Origin of the sequence: Pseudomonas sp. S30_BP2TU TE3576, assembly GCF_050436025.1 — a bacterium.
In the GTDB taxonomy this organism is placed as follows: domain Bacteria; phylum Pseudomonadota; class Gammaproteobacteria; order Pseudomonadales; family Pseudomonadaceae; genus Aquipseudomonas.
The window spans coordinates 211,152-229,997 of sequence record NZ_JBNDLK010000001.1 but is presented as its reverse complement, the minus strand read 5'-3'; the positions used below and the strand labels follow the sequence as shown (position 1 = coordinate 229,997).

Sequence of the window (18,846 nt, the reverse complement as noted above, 5' to 3'; positions counted from 1 at the left end):
CATTTGCCAACCATCCTCGAACCCGGAGAAATCGAAGCGGCGGCCAGTTCGCCGCCGTTTCTGTACATGCCACCGCATAACCTGTTCAGTCTGCGCGCCCTGCGCCTGGAAACGCTGGCCGAAGGGCACCCGCTGGCCGATTACCTGCGCCTGATTGCCGGGTTGTGCCGGGTGCAGCAACAGGTGCTGGACGACCCACCGCTGAGCGAACCCCTTGACCGGCAACGCATTGAGTTGTGCCAGCAACACGGCTTGCCGCCGTTCGCGGCCGACAGCCTGGCGCGCGAAGACGATTGGCAGCTTTACCTCGATGCCTTGTTACAGCGCTACGACGCACCGGCGCAATCCGCCGTGGCCGATGCCGTGGAAACCTTGCGTCTGGCCGGCGCCGGGCAACGCCGCGTCTGGGCGGTGGCGTTGCTCAGCGGCCAGTATTCACTGGTGCCGGCCGCGGTGGTGCCGTTTCTCGGTGCAGCGCTGCAAACGGCCTGGAGCCACTGGCTGTTGAGCACGCCGAACCTGGCGCTGACGCCCGGCGACAGCCTCAGTCAATGCCCGGCCTGTGGCTCGCCGGCCATGGCTGGAGTGATCCGCCATCGCGGCAAGCACAACGGCTTGCGTTATCTGGTCTGTTCGCTGTGCGCCTGCGAGTGGCATGTGGTGCGGGTCAAGTGCGTGTATTGCGAGCAGAGCAAGGGCCTGGAATACCTCAGCCTTGAAGATGATCGCCATGCCGCCAACCAGGCGCCATTGCGCGCAGAAGTCTGCCCCGGTTGTAACAGCTATCTGAAGTTGCTCTATCTGGAGAACGATGCAGACGCCGAAGCGCTGTCGGCGGACCTGTCCAGCCTGATGCTGGACATGCGCCTGGCGCAGGACGGTTATCAGCGTTTGGCACCGAATCTGTTGCTGGCTCCGGGAGACGAATAACTGCAGCGTCTACACTCAGGCGCGACGGTCATTCGTTTTCAGGAGCGCCAGATGTCAGCTCGCAGTACTTGCCAACCCCTGCGCCTGCCCTCCATCGACAGTTTGTTGCGTCACCCGGTGTGCCGGCCGTTGGCCGAGCGCTATGGGCGCGACGCCTTGCTGGCCGCGTTGCGAATATTGCTCGATGAACTGCGCGAAGGGGTGCAGCAGGGTTTGCTCGAATCAGTAGAAGTCAGCCCTGAAGTACTGGCGGGCCGGGTGGGCGAGCGATTGTCTGCGCAACACCGCAGCCATGTGCGCCGGGTATTCAACCTCACCGGCACGGTCCTGCACACCAACCTGGGGCGGGCGCTGTTGCCCGAGGAAGCCATCGAAGCGGTGCAAATGGTTGCCCGCTATCCGCTCAACCTCGAATTCGACCTGCGCAGCGGCAAGCGCGGTGATCGCGACGACCTGATCGAAGGCTTGATCCGTGAACTGACCGGCGCCGAAGCGGTGACCGTGGTCAATAACAATGCCGCTGCGGTATTGCTGAGCCTCAACAGCCTGGGCGCACGCAAGGATGGGATTATTTCCCGGGGCGAACTGATTGAAATCGGCGGTGCCTTCCGCATTCCCGACATCATGGCCCGTGCCGGGGTGAAGCTCCTTGAGGTTGGCACCACCAACCGCACCCATGCCCGCGACTACGAGGCCGCCATCAGTTCGCGCAGTGGTTTGATCATGCGGGTGCACGCGAGCAACTACAGCATTCAAGGCTTCACCACGAGCGTGCCAACGGCGGAGCTGGCGCAACTGGCGCACCGGCACGGCTTGCCACTGCTCGAAGACCTCGGCAGTGGCAGCCTGCTGGACTTGACCCGCTGGGGTTTGCCCGCCGAACCGACAGTGCGTCAGGCCCTGCTGGATGGCGCGGACATCGTCACCTTCAGTGGCGACAAACTGCTCGGCGGGCCACAGGCGGGGCTGATTGTCGGCCGCAAGGAACTGATCGCCAGGATCAAGAAAAACCCGCTCAAGCGTGCGCTGCGGGTCGACAAAATGACCCTGGCGGCCCTGGAAGCGGTGTTGGGCTTGTACCGCAACCCGGACCGACTGGCCGAGCGCTTGCCCAGCCTGCGCCTGCTGACCCGCCCACAGACCGATATTCTCGCCCAGGCCGAGCGTTTGCGGCCATCGCTGGCCCGGGTGTTGGGTGGCGGCTGGAGCGTCAGTGCCATGCCGGCACTGGGCATGATCGGCAGCGGCAGCCAACCGGTGGCACGGCTGGCCAGCGCAGCGCTGTGTCTGCGTCCGCTGACCTCCAAGCGCTTGCGCGGGCGCTCCCTGTTGAATCTTGAAGAAGCCTTTCGCGCCTTGCCGATTGCCGTACTCGGGCGCATTGACGATGACGCCCTGTGGCTGGACCTGCGGCAACTGGACGACGAGCCGGCATGGCTGGCGCAGCTTGATCAATTGCAGGTGGAGGGCCGGGCAGGGTGATTGTCGGCACCGCAGGGCACATCGACCATGGCAAAACCGCACTGCTCCAGGCGCTCACCGGCCAGGCGGGCGACCGGCGCCGGGAAGAGCGTGAGCGCGGCATGACCATCGACCTCGGCTACCTGTATGCCGAGCTGGAGCCGGGAGCGGGCCTGACCGGCTTCATCGATGTGCCCGGCCATGAACGCTTTACCCATAACATGCTCGCCGGCGCGCAGGGTATCGATCTGGTGTTGCTGGTAGTGGCCGCCGATGATGGTGTGATGCCGCAGACGCGTGAGCATCTGGCCATCGTCCAGTTGCTGGGTATCCCTCGGGCTCTGGTGGCGATCAGTAAGTGCGACCGGGTCGATGGCGCCCGGGTGCAGGTGGTATGCAATCAGGTCCGCACATTGCTGGCGCCCGGGCCTTATGCCGATGCGCCGCTGATTGCGCTGTCGAGCGTGACCGGCGAGGGCATCGAAAGCTTGCGACAGGCTTTGCTCGAAGCACAGCGGGAAGTGTTGCAACGCAGCAGCGAAGATGGCTTTCGACTGGCGATCGATCGCGCCTTCAGCGTTGCCGGGGCCGGCATCGTCGTGACCGGCACGGCGCTGTCCGGTCGGGTCGCGGTGGGCGATACCTTGCTGCTGGGGCCACAAGGCAAACCGGTGCGCATTCGAGGCCTGCACGCGCAAAACCGGACCGCCGACAGCGCCATTGCCGGCCAGCGTGTGGCGTTGAACCTGAATGCCGAACGGCTGGCCCTGGAGCATATCCATCGCGGCCACTGGTTGCTGGCCGAGGGCTTGTACGCGCCCACCCAACGCCTGGACATCAACATGCAGTTGCTTGCCGGCGAACCCAGGGCCTTCGAGCACTTTCAACCGGTACACGTGCACCTCGGCACCCAGGACGTCACCGGGCGAGTCGCCCTGCTGGAAGGCACAAGCCTGGCGCCCGGTGGGCGGATGTTTGCGCAACTGCTGCTCAATACACCGGTGCATGCGGTGAAGGGCGATCCGCTGATCCTGCGCGACCAGAGTGCCCAACGCACCCTTGGCGGCGGTCGGGTGCTCGATCCGTTTGCACCCGCTCGACAACGCCGCAGCCCCGAACGTTTGGCGCAACTGGACGCACTGGCCAACAGTGCAACGCTGGAAGATGTTTTGCCGGCATTGCTGGCCCATAGCGACACCGGGCTCGACCCGCAACGCCTGGAACGTCAGTTCAATCGTCCACGCAATTCCTGGACGTTGCCTGACAACGTGCGCCTGATCGATACCCGTCAAGGTCCGTTGCTGTTCAGCGCCAGTCGCTGGCAAGCCTTGAAAGCGCCTTTAGTGGAACAACTCGCGCATTTCCATCAACTCGAACCGGATCAAATGGGCCCGGACCGGGATCGCCTGCGCCGATTTGCGGGCAGCACTCTGGAACGTCCGACGTTTATCTGCCTGCTCGATGAATTGCTGGCCAGCGGCGCTATCGTCAGCAGCGGACCATGGTTGCATTTGCCCGAACATCAGGTGCGCTTGAGTGAAGAAGACGAAGCCTTGTGGCAACGCTTGCAGCCGTTGTTCGAACAAGCCGGTTTCGACCCGCCCTGGGTGCGCAACCTGGGGCATGACGAGGCAACCGTTCGCGCCTTGCTGCGCAAAATGGCCCGGCTGGGCCTGCTCCATCAAGTCGTCCACGATCTGTTTTACACCGACAGCATGATCCGTCGATTGGCGGCTATGCTGTTGCAACTGGCGGACGCTAACCCGGTGATTCAGGTGGCGGCGTTCCGCGATGCAATCGGTTTGGGGCGCAAGCGCAGCATTCAGATACTGGAATACTTTGACCGTATCGGCCTGACGCGGCGTTTTGGTGATCGACGGCAGATTCGTGCGGACAGTGCGTTGGCCCAGCGCACAGAGCACTGATACAAGGGCAGGATTCAAGGAAAGACTTCAAGGAAAGACTTCAAGGAAAGACTTCAAGGAAGGCAATCGCGCCCGGTGGCGCGGCCGGGCTTCAAACCCGGTTGGGGACGGCATCCGTTCCCGGGCAGGTTCGACTCCGGCTGCCTTCCGCCAATCACCTCCAAACTTCCTGACTCAACCGAATCCCCTGTGGGGGGAGCCTGCTCGCGATGGCGGTTGGTCGAAGCAACACTTTCGCCCAGTTTTTACACGGGGGTGCGAAATGGATCAGCAGGACGGATAGCGTCGCAGGCCGGCGCCTTTTTCGGGCGCTCGGCCAATTGCGCAAATGCTGAGGTAAGGATGTCAATGTAGCGATTGGCCTGATCCATGCCCCACTGGCGAGCGGTATAACTCCAGATTGCCTCAAGGTCACCCTCTGCGGCAGGCGTTAGACGATATTCAGCCATGCGCGGTTAACATTCTCTGTTTGAATGCAGCTGGATCGAATGGACGAGGTTCTCCGCTGGATTCACCTTCCCGAAGGGCGGCACGGATCGTTTCGAGTTCAGCGCTGCGCTCCTGTTCACGACGGATCAGATCACGAATGTATTCGCTGTCGTTGGTGTAATGGCCCGCTTCTATCTGCGCTTTGATCCAGTTGTCTTGCTGGTCGGTCACGGTGATGGTTTTTCGTACGGTTCCCATGATTGGGCCTCCACGGAGATAGTCGACTGCATGAAACCTATCATACTATTGGTGCGGTATCGAACAGTCGTGCCTCTATTGCGATCCATCCAGTCCGAACAGAATTTGCAGCTTTTCGGCAAGCCCGCTCCAACAAATGAATGCATTCCAAACATTGCCGAAAGCTTTCCTCAGAACACCAGCGGGTACTGAATCACTACATATATCCGGTCTATGTCATCACCCGCCTGCGCCTTATTGGCCCGGTGCGAAACGTGCGACATCTGCACCGACAGGTCCTTCGCTGCCCCCGTTTGGACGATGTACTTCAAATCAATGTCGCGCTCCCAGTGTTTGCCCCCATCACCCTGTTGCGGCACGAAGGTGCCGGACGCCGCGTCGAACGGGTTATAGGCCCCGCCTTGCGGTGCATGGGTGCCGTCGATCTGGTCGCCGGTGACGTAACGCGTCATGAATTTCAACCCGGGAATCCCGTAGGCCGCCAGGTCCAAGTCGTAGCGTGCCTGCCAGGAACGTTCATGGGCACCGTTGAAGTCGGCGTACTTGATTGAGTTGGCCAGGTAGATGGAATCGCCACCGACGAAATCGAATGGCGTATCACCGTCGATCTTCTGATAGGCCACGGTGAAACCATGGGCGCCGATCGTGTATCTGCCCGACAGACTGTACGCGGTGTTGTCGATGGCACCGGCCAGTGCCTGGCCGGTGTCCCGGGTGTGATAGAGGTTGGCGTCAAGGAACACATCGGATTGCTTGTAATGCAGATTGCCGTAGTACTGATGCCAGGTGTCTGTCAGCTCCGAGGCATACAGGGCGCCACCGACAGGGTTCCGGGTAAACAGGTCGGCACCGACAAACGAAATGCCACCGGCCTCGGTGTTGGCGCCATAGCCGAAAAAGTTGCCCTTGCCTGAAGCACTGTCCTGATTCTTGAATGCCGTGAAGTGCCCGGCTTGCAGGTTCATGCCGTCGATCTCACGGCTGTCGAGCAGAAAACCAGTGGCGTACTCCGGTTGCAGGCGTTTGTCCGCGGTGTCGAATACCGGGGTTTCGACCTCCATCTCGCCATACGCCAGGGTGGTCTTCGATGCCTTGAGCTTGATCGCGCCGCCACCGCTGGAGTAGTCGCTTTCGCTGCGGCCGTCACTGCCCACCGGCAGTAGTCCGGTCCCGGAATGTCCCTTGCCGCCATCGAGTTTCAATCCCAGAAATGCATGGGCATCGAGGCCAAAACCAACGGCGCCCGGTGTGAAACCAGATTCGAAAGTGCTGATAAAGCCTTGAGCCCATTCGGCTTTGTAGCTTTTTCCGGTCGGCGAGGGGGATCGATAGTCGCTGTTCAGATAAAAGTTTCGGCTGAGTACGCCAAGCGTCGCGCCGTTCAGGAAACCTTCCGCGTCTTTCGACGATTCATCGGCCAGTGCGTGGGTGGTCAACAGGCAGAAGCACAGGGCAAGGGCCGCCCTGAAGTCTTGCAGGGAAAGGGTCATCAATGGTTCACCACAGGGGCAGCGACTGCGGGTGATGATTCACTGTAGGAGCGAGCTTGCTCGCGATGGTCGTTAACGATAACGCCTGTTTACCGGGTAAACGCGGCGCTCTCGAGACCATCGCGAGCAAGCTCGCTCCTACAGGAGTTCGCCTGCAGTCGCTTGTTTTTCTTAGTGGCCTTCCGAGGCACCAAACATGGTCTTGGCGTAGATCAGGCCCAGACCGTAGGCGCCGCCGTTGGCAATCGAGGTTTTCACGGTTTCGTCGTAAGTTTCGCTGCGAGCCCAGTCACGTTGCAGTTCCAGCAGGTATTGCAGCGAGGTCATCGGCCGGGCGCCGATCTGGATCATGCGCTGCATGGCCATTTCGTGGGCCTCGGTGCTGACGTCGCCGCAGGCGTCGGCAATCACATACACCTCGAAACCCTGGTCAATCGCCGACAATGCCGGGCCAACGATGCAAACGGAGGTCCACAGTCCGGCGAGGACAATCTTCTGCTTGCCGATGGCATTGACCTCCACGGCAATGCGCTCGTCTTCCCAGGTGTTCATGCTGGTGCGATCGATCACGTTGTGTTCCGGGAACACGGCTTTGATTTCCTCGAAGATCGGCCCGGAAAAACTCTTCTCGGCGACGGTGGTGAGAATCGTCGAGACCTTGAAACCACGCGCCGCCTTGGCCACCAGTGCGGCGTTGTTGCGCAGGGTGACGGCATCGATCGACTTGGTCGCGAAGGACATCTGCGACTGGTGGTCGATCATGATCAGGGTGTGGTCGGTTGGGGTCAGCAGGGTTTTACCGGGAACTGCTTTTGCAATGGCCATGACTCTGTCCTTATGGGGGGGAGTGAGGACGTCATGGTTGCGTAGATCGGGTCGGGAATATTGAATCGGTGTGCTGTCTTTGACTCATCGCGATCAAACGGCACAAAACCTGTGGGAACGAGCTCGCTCCCACAGGTTTTGTGTGTGCCATTCACGGCATCACGCGTTAGTGCTTGCGCAAGTTTGGCGCCGACATTCTCCACGTTCATGGCGCTGGTGTGCGGATGTCAGATCGACCTCAAAGATGATCGGCATCAATCACCGCCTTGGCGAACGCCTGCGGAGCCTCCTGCGGCAGGTTGTGGCCGATGCCGCCGTTGATCAGCCGGAACTCGTATTTGCCGGTGAAGCGCTTGGCATAATCCTCGGGGGCCGGGTGCGGTGCGCCGTTGGCATCGCCTTCCAGGGTTATGGTCGGCACGCTGATGGATGGCGCTGTGGCCAGTTTCTGCTCCAGCGCTTCGTAGCGGCTCTCGCCCTGGACCAGGCCCAGGCGCCAGCGGTAGTTGAACACGGTGATGTCGACATGGTCGGGGTTATCCAGCGCCTTGGCGCTGCGGTCGAAGGTGGCGTCGTCGAACGCCCATTTCGGTGAAGCCAGTTGCCAGATCAGCTTGGCGAAGTCGTGGGTGTTTCTCTCGTAACCGGCGCGTCCGCGGTCAGTGGCGAAGTAGAACTGATACCACCACTGCAATTCAGCCTTGGGTGGCAGCGGGTTCTTGCCGGCTGCCTGGTTGCCGATCAGATAACCGCTGACCGAGACCAGTGCCTTGACACGCTCCGGCCACAGCGCCGAGACAATATCGGCCGAACGCGCACCCCAGTCATAGCCACCGAGCACCGCTTGTTTGATCTTCAGGGCATCCATGAAGTCGATGACATCGCTGGCCAGCGCAGCCGGCTGGCCGTTGCGTTCGGTTTCTACGGAGAGGAAACGCGTATCGCCATAGCCGCGCGCATAAGGCATCAGCACCCGATAGCCCTTGGCGGCCAACAACGGCGCGACCTCGTCATAACTGTGAATGTCGTACGGCCAGCCGTGCAGCAGGATCACCACCGGCCCGTTGGCCGGGCCAGTTTCGGCGTACGCCACGTCCAGCAGTCCGGCGTTGACATGCTTGAGCGGGCCGAAGGGCGAGGACGCCGCCTGAGTGAAACCGGCAGGGGCCGACACTGGCTGCGCGGTGGCGGCCGTTTGTGCGTGGGCTGCGCCGAAAACGCCGAACAGGGTGAGCGCGAGGATCGAAGGGCCCACCAGGTGGCGGCGAGTGTTGCGGGGGTTGCTGTTGCGCAGTGCCATCTTCATGGGATGCCTCCATTACTAGCCATGGGTCAGGGGTCCGGTCTGTGCCCCTTCAAACCTTGCTTGCATTGAAACGCGGCAACGTATCTGGCCTGTGTCGAATCGCCGGCCGGATGAAAGTCAGTGTATCGGGCGTTGGCGTTGACACACTGTGATACATGGCGGATTTAGTCTGAGCCTCTTTTCAACTCGATCGAAACGATACGGATCGAAACTTAGCTGAGACTGAGGGGTGACGAAGTCGCCAGGTTTTCCAAAGGCATGTTAAAAAATGTGAATCATGAAAAAATACTTCACATAATCTGATCACTGGTAGATGATTTACGCCAGCCGGTATGACAACCTGATAACACGATAAAAACAGGATGGCCTTGATGTTCAATCAGAACCCGACTCCCGTCCTGAATGACAGCGCCCCTCAGCGGGTTTATCCGCTCGGTGCTGATCCTGTCTGCCGTGGCCTTATCTACAACGCGGCCAACGTCTGCGCCTTGCAGGCGTGGAAGCCGTCGCTGCTTTCCTCTGGAGTACCCCATGAATAACAAGAATGTCGGTGTGGTCGGTCTGGGCGCGATGGGGCTGGGCATTGCCCGCTCGTTGTTGCGCAGCGGTTTTAATGTGCATGCCTGTGATGTGCGTTCTGCCGTGACAGAACAGTTCGCCGGGGAGGGCGGTGTGGCCTGTCCGTCACCGTCACACATGGCCGCTGAGTGTGACGTGATCATTACCGTGGTGGTCAACGCCGAGCAGACCGAGACCGTATTGTTTGGTGAGGGTGGTGCCGTGGCCGCACTGCGGCCGGGCAGTCTGGTAATCGGCTGCGCCACAGTCGCCCCGACGTACGCCGTGGACCTGGGCCAGCGCCTGGCCGCGCTGGGCCTGCTGTATCTGGACGCACCGATTTCCGGCGGCGCCGCCAAGGCTGCCGCTGGCGAGATGACCATGATGACCTCGGGCCCGGCCGACGCTTATGCCAAGGCCGAGTCGATTCTGGCTGGCATGGCCGGCAAGGTTTATCGCCTGGGTGACGTCCATGGCCTGGGTTCGAAGGTCAAGATCATCAATCAGCTCCTCGCCGGGGTACATATTGCCGCCTCCGCTGAAGCCATGGCGCTGGGCCTGCGTGAAGGGGTCGATGCCGATGCGCTGTATGAAGTGATCACCCATAGCGCCGGTAACTCCTGGATGTTCGAAAACCGCGTACCGCACATTCTCAAGGCTGATTACACGCCGTTGTCCGCGGTGGATATTTTCGTCAAGGACCTGGGCCTGGTGCTGGATACCGCCCGGGCCAGCAAATTCCCGCTGCCGCTGTCGGCCACCGCTCACCAGATGTTCATGCAGGCGTCCAGTGCCGGTTTCGGCCGCGAGGACGACTCGGCGGTGATCAAGATTTTCCCGGGCATCGAATTGCCGACTGCCAAGCCTGAGCCTGTTTGAGGAACACCCCATGACTACCTCTACCGCACGCCCGCTGCTGGGCTGCATCGCCGACGATTTCACCGGCGCCACGGACCTTGCCAACATGCTGGTGCGCGGCGGTATGCGTACCGTGCAAAGCATCGGCATCCCGAGCGCGGAAGTTGCTGCCGGGCTTGATGCCGATGCGATCGTCATTGCCCTGAAATCGCGCACCACGCCGGTCACCGAAGCGGTCGAACAGTCCCTCGCCGCGCTGGCCTGGCTGCGTGAACAAGGTTGCGAGCAAATCTTCTTCAAGTATTGCTCGACGTTCGACTCCACCGCGGCTGGCAATATCGGCCAGGTCAGCGAAGCACTGCTGGCTGCACTGGGCAGCGACTTTACCCTTGCGTGCCCGGCGTTCCCGGAGAATGGCCGAACGATCTTTCGCGGCCACTTGTTCGTGCAGGATCAACTGCTCAGCGAGTCTGGCATGCAGCATCACCCGTTGACGCCGATGACCGATGCCAATCTGGTTCGGGTCCTGCAATCGCAGACCCGTCTGAATGTCGGTCTGTTGCGCTACGACACGATTGCCCGTGGTGCTGAACAGGTGCGGACGCGAATCGCTGAGCTGCGGGCACAAGGTGTCGGCATGGCCATCGCGGATGCCTTGTCGGACAGCGATCTGTATACCCTCGGTACCGCTTGCGCTGATCTGCCGTTGTTGACAGGTGGGTCGGGACTGGCCCTGGGATTACCGGAAAATTTCCGCCGCGCCGGCAAACTGCGTGACCTCGATGCATCGAAACTTCCGGCCGTGTCCGGCGGGGAGGTGGTGTTGGCCGGCAGTGCTTCGATTGCCACCAATGGGCAAGTAGCCGCCTGGCTCGAAGCCGGCCGCCCAGCCTTGCGAATTGATCCGTTGGCCCTGGCGGCGGGTGAACCGGTGGTGGCGCAAGCCTTGGCCTTTGCCCGCGACAACCAACAAACCGTATTGATCTACGCCACCAGCTCACCGGAAGACGTCAAGTCGGTGCAACAGCAACTGGGCGTCGAACAGGCCGGTAGCCTGGTGGAAAACGCCTTTGGCGAAATTGCCCAAGGTTTGCGCCAGAGCGGTGTACGCCGCTTCGTGATCGCCGGTGGCGAAACCTCGGGCGCGGTGGTTCAGGCGCTGGGTGTACAGCTGTTGCAGATCGGCGCGCAGATCGATCCGGGTGTGCCGGCGACCGTCAGCAGCACTGACGAACCTTTGGCGCTGGCACTCAAGTCGGGCAACTTCGGTGGCCGGGATTTCTTTAGCAAAGCCTTGAACCAACTCGCCCAGGCCGGAGACGTGCAATGAGCAACGAGAACGCCTTGCGCGAAGAAATCTGTGAGGTTGGCCACAGCCTTTACCAGCGCCGATACACCGTCGGCAGCGCCGGTAATATCAGCGCGCGCCTGGACGATGGCTGGTTGATCACGCCCACGGATGTCTGCCTCGGGCGTCTTGATCCGGCGACCATCGCCAAGGTCAATCTGGCTGGCGAATGGGTGTCCGGTGACAAACCGTCAAAGACCCTGGCGTTGCATCGTCAGGTCTACGACCGTAATCCGGGTGTCGGCGGCGTGGTGCATACCCACTCCACCCATTTGGTGGCATTGACGCTGGCCGGGGTCTGGCAGGCGGACGACATCCTGCCGCCGCTGACGCCGTATCAGGTCATGAAAGTCGGGCATATCCCGCTGATCGGCTACCAGCGACCCGGTTCGCCAAAGGTTGCCGAGCAAGTCGCCCGGCTGGCCAACAGTGTTCGCGGCGTGATGCTCGAACGACTGGGCCCGGTGGTCTGGGAGAGTTCGGTATCCAGGGCCAGCTACGCCCTGGAAGAGCTTGAGGAAACCGCACAGCTTTGGCTGATGAGCAATCCCAAGCCGGAACCGCTCGATCAGGCGGCGCTGGACGAATTGCGAGACACCTTTGGTGCGCACTGGTAACGCGCTGGCTTGACACGACAGATCGATAACGCAGGCCCTGCCCGGGAGACGCCCAGCGACTTTCGACGGCCCCGGCTTGCCTGAAAAAACAATAACAACAGGAAATCCAAGCATGACTCACCTTCACTGCGGCATGTTCAGAACCAGTGGCAGTACCGTTTCAGTTACCCGGCGTGGAGGGGTTCTGCAATGAGCCCGTTAATCCTGATGATGACCGCCGGGGTGGGCATCGCGCTGTTGTTGTTCCTGGTGCTCAAGTACAAATTCCAGCCCTTCGTGGCCTTGATGCTGGTGAGCATTCTGGTGGCGCTGGTAGCCGGCGTGAAACCGGCCGATCTGGTCGCCACCATTGAAGGCGGCATGGGCAAGACCTTGGGCCATATCGCGATCATCATTGCCCTGGGTGCGATGATCGGGCGGATCATCGAGCTCTCCGGTGGTGCCGAGGCGCTGGCCAAGACGCTGATTACCCGTTTCGGCAATCGGCGTACGCCCCTGGCGTTGACGATTGCCGGCTTCATGGTCGGGGTGCCGGTGTTCTTCGAGGTCGGCGTGATTATCCTGATGCCGCTGGCCTATGGTGTTGCCCGCAGTGCGCGTAAGCCGCTGTTGGTGTTCGCGTTGCCGATGTGCGCGGCGTTGTTGACCGTACACGCCTTTCTACCGCCACACCCCGGCGCAGTGGCCGCTGCCAGCCAATTGGGCGCGGACCTGGGCCGCGTGCTGATGTTCGGTTTGCCGATCACCGCTCTGCTTTGCTATGTCGGCTACCGCGTGGCCGGGCGCATGACCCGTCGGGTATACCCAATGACCGACGATATTCGTGCCGAGGTCTATGGCCCGCATGTCACCAACGAGGATCTGGCCGCCTGGTCCAATGGCAACGACAAGAGCGCTGAGCGAGCGGCTGTGGCCGTGTCGCACATGGGCCTGGAAGAGTCCATCAGCAGCATCGTTTCGAAATTGCCGCCGGCACCTGCGCCGGGTTTTGGTCTGATCGTCAGCCTGATCGTGCTGCCCATCATTCTGATTTTGCTGGGGACTCTGTCTACCTCGTTGCTGCCAGTCGATTCGACCCTGCGCGGCGTCATGACCGTGCTCGGCGCGCCACTGGTAGCGCTGCTGATCGACACCCTGCTGTGTGCCTGGCTGCTGGGTTCGCGTCGGGGCTGGAGCCGCACTCAAGTGTCTGACGTGATCGGTTCGGCCTTGCCCGGTGTGGCCATGGTGATCCTGATTGCCGGTGCCGGCGGTGTATTCGGCAAGGTGCTGGTGGACACCGGAATCGGTGCCGTGGTTTCGGATATGCTGCGCACCACCGGTCTGCCGGTTCTGGCCCTGGGCTTTCTGCTGACCATGCTGTTGCGCGCGGTGCAGGGCTCGACCACGGTGGCACTGGTGACCACTGCCGGTATCATCAGCCCGCTGATTGCGACCCTCAGCCTCACCCCGAACCACATGGCCCTGCTGTGCCTGGCCATGGGCGGTGGCGGGTTGGCCATGTCCCATATCAATGATGCCGGTTACTGGATCTTCACCAAGTTGTCCGGACTGAACGTGGCCGATGGCTTGCGCACCTGGACGGTGCTGACCACTTTGCTCGGCACCCTGGGTTTCTGTATTACCCTGCTGATCTGGCCCTTTGTCTAACCCATTATCTCAGGAGCTACCATGCCTCGTTTTGCTGCCAACCTCAGCATGCTTTACCCGGAACATGAGTTTCTGGATCGCTTTGCGGCCGCGGCTGCCGACGGTTTCGACGCGGTGGAGTATCTGTTCCCCTACGACTACCGCGCTGAAGAACTCAAGCAACGCTTGAGCGACAACGGCCTGGTGCAGGCTCTGTTCAACGCGCCGCCCGGTGATTGGGCAAAGGGCGAGCGGGGCACGGTGTCGTTGCCTGGTCGGGAGAGTGAGTTCCGTAGCGGTTTTGATCGTGCCCTGGAATACGCCAGCGTGCTGGGCAACTCGCGCATTCACGTGATGGCCGGGCTGTTGCCGTCGGAAAGCGACCGCCCACGGCATCACGGCGTGTACCTGGAGAACCTCGCCTACGCCGCTGCCCGGGCGGCCAAAGTCGGTGTCACGGTGCTACTGGAACCGATCAATACGCGGGACATGCCGGGATTTTTCCTCAACCGGCAGGATCAGGCCCAGGCCATCTGCAAGGAAGTAGGCGCCAGTAACCTGAAGGTGCAGTTCGACTGTTATCACTGCCAAATCGTCGAGGGCGATCTGGCCACCAAACTGCGTCGGGACTTCGACGGAATTGGCCATATCCAGATCGCTGGTGTGCCAGACCGACATGAACCCGACCTGGGAGAAATCAACTATCCCTATCTGTTCGAGCTGATCGACCAGTTGGGATATGACGGCTGGGTAGGGTGTGAATACCGGCCACGAGGTAACACCTCTGCCGGCTTGCAGTGGCTGCGCGACTGGAAAGCGCGTTAAGAAACTTGTAGGAGCGAGCTTGCTCCTACAAATCATGCCAGCAGCCTAATGCCAGTCAGTTAAGCAATTTTAGCCGCGACATCTTTGTAGCAGCTGCCGAGCCCGCGAGGCTGCGTTCGGCTGCGAAGCAGTCGTAAAATCAGTCATTGCGGTACGTCAGGCAGGCCGCGTCAGCTGGACTCACGACTGCTGCGCAGCCGAACGCAGCCTCGCGGGCTCGGCAGCTGCTACGGATCGCATTACCGCTTAACTGACTGGCATTAGGCCAGGAGCCCGTCGTTTCAGGCCGGGGTATTGTCAGCCGGCAGTAACAATTCGACACCCTGCTTGCGGATGCCATCGGCCGCGGCAGAGGTCAATGCGTCATCGCTGATGATGACGTCAAATTGCTCGAGTCCGGCGATCCGGTACATGCTGAACGTGCCGTACTTCGAACTGCTGGCCACCAGCACCACTTGCGAAGCCGACTGCATGGCAGCTTGCTTGACCTCCACTTTCAGCGCCGAAGGCGTGGTGAGGCCGCGACGCAAATCCCATGAACTGGTCGATATGAATGCGACATCGGTGACGACCTGACGCAAGGTGGCCACCGCCAGGCCGCCCACACACGATTGATTGGAGTGATCCAGCTGCCCGCCGGTGTGAATCACGGTGACATGGGGGGCATCGATCAGTGCCTGGACAATGCCGAAGTCGTTGGTCACCACGGTCATGCCGGACAGCGCCTTGATGTAGGGGACGATTTCCAGCGTGCTGGTTCCTGCATCCAGGTAAATCGTCATGTCGGCATGCAAAAGCCGGGCGGCGAGCCTGGCCATGGCCTGCTTCTGCGGCAACTCGACCACCGCCTTGAGCTGATGGCTGGGCTCGCTGTGCAGCTGACTGGCGATCCGCACCCCACCCGTTACCGAGTAAGCACGACCTTCCTGCTCCAGCAACGCAATGTCGCGGCGTATGGTCATGTGCGAACAGTCGAACATTTCCATCAACTGATGAACGCTCAGCACCTGATGCTTGCGTAACTGTCGCAGCATCAATTCACGGCGCTGTTCAGGAATCATCGGTGCGCCGCTGTCGGCGGCGATGTCCTTTTGACTAGGCATTCGGGCTCCAGAATGAAGAAATCCGCAGACAAGGAGGGCGGGGAATCATATTAGCGAATCTGCAGCTGGATCAGTAGCGTAATGAGGTGTCGAGCCCGTTGTTGCCCACCTATTTGCATTCGACTTGGCTAGTCATTTGTATCGGATTTGACCAGCACGCTTCGAGGCCGTGACCGGCAGAGAACGGTGATTTCCCTCCCGCTACTCAGCCCCTGCTCAAGAGCGCCATACCTTCTTCCGCTCAATCGGACTGGGGCTGGAGGATATCGCCATTGCCAATGAGCTTTATCAGTTGCATCTGATGAACAACTGAGTAGAGGTTCAGAAGTCGTTCTGCCTGTTTCAGCGTAATAATAAGCCGGGGGATGGAAACATCTCCCGGTTTATATTCGGGAGGGTGCCATGGCAGCTGTTACCGATACGCTCAAGCTGTTTCTCTGCGGAGACGTCATGACTGCCCGCGGCATTGACGCTGTACTGCCGCATCCTGGCGATCCGCGGCTTTACGAAGCTTACGTCAAGAATGCTGGCGATTACGTCCGGCTGGCAGAACGAGTCAATGGCTCGATTCCCCGCCCGGTTGATTTCACCTATGTCTGGGGCGCTGCGCTGGATGAGTTCGAACTTCGCCAGCCACACGCACGCATCATCAATCTGGAAACTGCGGTGTCCCGCCGCGGACGACCGGAGCCAAAGGGCATCAATTACCGCATGAGCCCGGAGAACTTCCCGGCCATCAGCGCAGCCGGCATCGACTGCTGCGTGCTGGCCAACAACCATGTGCTGGACTGGGGGACTGTCGGCCTGGCCGATACGCTGGAGACCCTGGCGAGCAATGGTATGTGCAGCGCCGGCGCCGGGCACAACCGGCAATCTGCCGAGGCGCCCGCCGTGTTGCTGCAGCCTGGCGGGCGGCGCTTGCTGGTGTTTGGCCTCGGCGCACCCGACAGCGGCATTGCGTCGGACTGGGCCGCCACGGATAAGGGCGCGGGCGTCGCGCGGCTGGAGGATCTGTCGATGCAAAGCCTGCGCAATGTGGCCAAACGGATTCTCGAGGGCAAAAAACCGCAGGATCTGGTGGTCGCCTCTATTCACTGGGGCGGCAACTGGGGGTTCGATATCCCACGCGAGCAAGTCCGGTTCGCCCATGCCTTGATCGACGAGGCCGGAGTTGACGTGGTGCACGGGCATTCCTCGCACCACGTCAAAGGCATCGAGGTGTACCGCGAACACCTGATTCTCTATGGCTGCGGTGATCTTCTGAACGATTACGAAGGCATCGAGGGCTACACAGCCTTTCGCGGCGACCTGGGGCTTCTATACTTTGCCTCGCTGGACCCGGGCGGGCACCTGCAGTCGCTGGATTTGATACCCACCCGGCTGTGTCGCTTTCGCATCTGTCGCGCCGAAGGGGATGACCGTCAATGGCTGCACGACACCCTTTCTCGCGAGTGCGCACGCTTGGGCAGCAGCATCCAGCCGGGTGCGCAAAACGCTTTTGAGTTGCGTTGGTGAGCCCCCGATCAATGTTGCAGGATCTTCGAGAGGAAGTCCTTGGCACGCGGGGAGCATGCTTCGGGAGAGCCAAAGAACTCCTGGCAGCCGAAGGGGCCGCCAGGTATACGCTTCGAAGTGTCGAGTGGAATCAAGCCCGCAGCCTTGCATCGTCAGTTGCCGAAGGCTGTAGCAGCGAGAACAGGTTCTTGGGATCCTGCAGCTCTGGCACCAGCTGGATGTCGCTGCCAATGTTGAGCGTTCTTGCAACATCCAGCACATAGCGCAAGGCCGAGTAGTCCTCGATGGCGAAGCCGACCGAGTCGAACAAGGTGACTTCCTCGGCATGCTGGCGACCTGGGGTCTGACCAGTGATGACTTTCCAGAATTCGATAACCGGAGAGTCGGCGGGCATCTGCTGAATTTCCCCTTCAATTCGGCTTTGCGGCTCGTACTCAACCATGACCCGCGCACGCTCCACGATATCCCGGTGCAATTCGGTCTTGCCGGGGCAATCGCCGCCCACTGCGTTAAGGTGCATCCCGGGCTCGATCATCTCAGGCGTTAAAATCGTTGCGTAGGCCTTGTCGGCCGTGACCGTGGTCACGATATCGGCACCACGTACCGCTTGCGCGACGCTATTGGCAACCGTCACCTGTAAGGCGGGGTAGGCCCGCAGGTTGGCTACCAGCTTCGCCGTTGCCGCAGGATCGATGTCGTAGAGACTGATTTCAGTTATGCCCAACAATGTATGAAATGCCAGGGCCTGGAACTCGCTCTGTGAGCCGTTGCCGATGAGTGCCATTCGGCGACTGTCCGGTCGGGCGAGGTAGCGGGCCGCGAGCGCAGAAGTGGCAGCGGTGCGAATGGCGGTAGTCAGCGTCATTTCACTCAGTAAAACCGGCTTGCCAGTATCGACGTCTCCCAACGCACCAAACGCCATGACCGTCAGCATGCCATTGTGGGTGTTCTTCGGATGTCCATTGACATACTTGAAGGCGTACAGCGTTGCATCAGACACAGGCATCAGCTCGATGACACCCTCCGGCGAGTGGTTCGCCAGGCGCGCGCATTTTTCGAAATCCGGCCAGCGTACGTAGTCTTGACGGATGTACTCGGCCATTTCGGTCAGGCAACGAGGCAAGCCTTTTTCCTGGACGAGACGGCTCAGATCATTTACGTCAATGTAACGGGTCATATTGGGTTCCTTTGGGCGTTTTTGGGTGTGCCGGACTTGGGCTACCTTGCGCTTTGGCGGCTGAGACTCAGGAGGCGGTCCATGTGTTTGCAACGGACCTATTGTCGAGGCAATGGCGAGAAGATTTCGGCCAATACTGACCCTGGGCACAGCGAGAGAAGTCGAAAAACAGATCACGCACAGCCGAATCGGCCAAGTGACAGTGACGACTCGCACCTCGTTCGCCCGGCTGAATCGCCATGTGCTTCACGAAGCATCGTTATGCAAATAGAGAACGCCGCAAAGACAATCGCATTTCCTGTGCCGCTCCCATTAAGTGGAGAAACAGAGACTTGGAGCAGGCGACAGAATCGGCTGTAAAAGTCCGTCGTTCAGCACAGGCACGCTGTTTGGGCGTAGGGATACGACACCAGCACCATCCCGGCAATTGGCATTCTGGCGGTCCATTTCAAGCGCTTGTTGATCGCTGCCTGAGATGGGGTGCAACTCCGACGACTGGCTGCTTCCAGTCGAAAACAACAACAAAAACGGCTGCGGTGAAGACCGCATCGACTCTCTGCTCCTGTCAAAAAGTGTGGTCCGACGCAGGCGC

16 protein-coding genes, 1 tRNA gene and 2 pseudogenes are annotated in these 18,846 nt (G+C 60.6%); 12 read left to right on the top strand and 7 right to left on the bottom strand.

Going from position 1 to position 18,846, the window contains the following annotated elements:
- The first annotated feature begins 3 nt into the window (after nt 1-3).
- The 4 genes from fdhE (at nt 4) to ABIA48_RS00940 (ending at nt 4,469) form a co-directional block, all read left to right on the top strand.
- Nucleotides 4-930, top strand: coding sequence for a formate dehydrogenase accessory protein FdhE (fdhE, locus tag ABIA48_RS00955; protein ID WP_429486557.1), 927 nt, complete (start codon nt 4-6; stop codon nt 928-930).
- A gap of 51 nt (nt 931-981) precedes the next feature.
- On the top strand, nt 982-2,412 hold the full coding sequence (gene selA, locus ABIA48_RS00950) for an L-seryl-tRNA(Sec) selenium transferase (RefSeq protein ID WP_429486555.1): 1,431 nt from the start codon (nt 982-984) through the stop codon (nt 2,410-2,412).
- The gene (selB, locus tag ABIA48_RS00945; protein WP_429486553.1) at nt 2,409-4,316 is read left to right on the top strand and encodes a selenocysteine-specific translation elongation factor; all 1,908 of its coding nucleotides are present in this window, start codon (nt 2,409-2,411) and stop codon (nt 4,314-4,316) included. The genes selA and selB overlap by 4 nt, the downstream gene beginning before the upstream one ends.
- A 57-nt stretch (nt 4,317-4,373) precedes the next feature.
- Nucleotides 4,374-4,469 (top strand) — tRNA-Sec (locus tag ABIA48_RS00940).
- Nucleotides 4,470-4,588: 119 nt separating this feature from the next.
- Here the strand turns inward: ABIA48_RS00940 and ABIA48_RS00935 are convergent.
- The 5 genes and pseudogenes from ABIA48_RS00935 to ABIA48_RS00915 all read right to left on the bottom strand — a co-directional run.
- Nucleotides 4,589-4,765, bottom strand: a pseudogene (locus ABIA48_RS00935) (type II toxin-antitoxin system RelE/ParE family toxin); the annotation flags it as partial.
- Nucleotides 4,758-5,003, bottom strand: a complete 246-nt coding sequence (locus ABIA48_RS00930; RefSeq protein ID WP_007983798.1) for a type II toxin-antitoxin system ParD family antitoxin — start codon at nt 5,001-5,003, stop codon at nt 4,758-4,760. The pseudogene ABIA48_RS00935 and the gene ABIA48_RS00930, both read right to left, overlap by 8 nt.
- 170 nt (nt 5,004-5,173) lie before the next feature.
- Nucleotides 5,174-6,493, bottom strand: coding sequence for an OprD family porin (locus ABIA48_RS00925; protein ID WP_429486551.1), 1,320 nt, complete (start codon nt 6,491-6,493; stop codon nt 5,174-5,176).
- 171 nt (nt 6,494-6,664) lie between these two features.
- Complete coding sequence (locus ABIA48_RS00920) at nt 6,665-7,318, bottom strand: hydrolase (RefSeq protein ID WP_310058426.1); 654 nt, start codon at nt 7,316-7,318, stop codon at nt 6,665-6,667.
- A 238-nt stretch (nt 7,319-7,556) separates the two neighbouring features.
- Nucleotides 7,557-8,624 (bottom strand): alpha/beta fold hydrolase, encoded by a 1,068-nt coding sequence (locus ABIA48_RS00915; RefSeq protein ID WP_429486548.1) that lies wholly within the window; start codon nt 8,622-8,624, stop codon nt 7,557-7,559.
- A gap of 371 nt (nt 8,625-8,995) precedes the next feature.
- Here ABIA48_RS00915 and ABIA48_RS00910 point away from each other — a divergent pair, with 371 nt between their 5' ends.
- From ABIA48_RS00910 to otnI, 6 genes are all read left to right on the top strand, one after another.
- Nucleotides 8,996-9,163: a hypothetical protein gene (locus ABIA48_RS00910; RefSeq protein ID WP_007983813.1), complete on the top strand. Its 168-nt coding sequence runs from the start codon at nt 8,996-8,998 to the stop codon at nt 9,161-9,163.
- A complete protein-coding gene (gene ltnD, locus ABIA48_RS00905; protein ID WP_429486547.1) occupies nt 9,156-10,061 on the top strand; it encodes an L-threonate dehydrogenase in 906 nt (301 codons plus the stop codon). The genes ABIA48_RS00910 and ltnD overlap by 8 nt, the downstream gene beginning before the upstream one ends.
- Nucleotides 10,062-10,071: 10 nt before the next feature.
- Entirely contained in the window at nt 10,072-11,370 is a 1,299-nt protein-coding gene (gene otnK / locus ABIA48_RS00900) for a 3-oxo-tetronate kinase (protein WP_429486545.1), read from the top strand.
- Nucleotides 11,367-12,005, top strand: coding sequence for an aldolase (locus ABIA48_RS00895; RefSeq protein ID WP_007983819.1), 639 nt, complete (start codon nt 11,367-11,369; stop codon nt 12,003-12,005). The genes otnK and ABIA48_RS00895 overlap by 4 nt, the downstream gene beginning before the upstream one ends.
- A 189-nt stretch (nt 12,006-12,194) precedes the next feature.
- Nucleotides 12,195-13,655: an SLC13 family permease gene (locus tag ABIA48_RS00890; RefSeq protein ID WP_429486543.1), complete on the top strand. Its 1,461-nt coding sequence runs from the start codon at nt 12,195-12,197 to the stop codon at nt 13,653-13,655.
- A 21-nt stretch (nt 13,656-13,676) separates the two neighbouring features.
- Nucleotides 13,677-14,459 (top strand): 2-oxo-tetronate isomerase, encoded by a 783-nt coding sequence (otnI, locus tag ABIA48_RS00885; protein WP_429486541.1) that lies wholly within the window; start codon nt 13,677-13,679, stop codon nt 14,457-14,459.
- 281 nt (nt 14,460-14,740) lie between these two features.
- On the opposite strand, the gene ABIA48_RS00880 is transcribed toward otnI, so the two are convergent.
- Complete coding sequence (locus ABIA48_RS00880; protein ID WP_429486539.1) at nt 14,741-15,562, bottom strand: DeoR/GlpR family DNA-binding transcription regulator; 822 nt, start codon at nt 15,560-15,562, stop codon at nt 14,741-14,743.
- Nucleotides 15,563-15,773: 211 nt separating this feature from the next.
- On the opposite strand from ABIA48_RS00880, the pseudogene ABIA48_RS00875 reads away from it, so the two are divergent.
- Nucleotides 15,774-15,875 (top strand): annotated as a pseudogene (locus ABIA48_RS00875) (ornithine cyclodeaminase family protein); the annotation flags it as partial.
- A gap of 89 nt (nt 15,876-15,964) precedes the next feature.
- Nucleotides 15,965-17,077, top strand: coding sequence for a CapA family protein (locus ABIA48_RS00870; RefSeq protein ID WP_429486537.1), 1,113 nt, complete (start codon nt 15,965-15,967; stop codon nt 17,075-17,077).
- 130 nt (nt 17,078-17,207) lie between these two features.
- On the opposite strand, the gene ABIA48_RS00865 is transcribed toward ABIA48_RS00870, so the two are convergent.
- Complete coding sequence (locus ABIA48_RS00865; protein WP_429486536.1) at nt 17,208-18,254, bottom strand: ornithine cyclodeaminase; 1,047 nt, start codon at nt 18,252-18,254, stop codon at nt 17,208-17,210.
- Between the last annotated feature and the right edge of the window lie 592 nt (nt 18,255-18,846).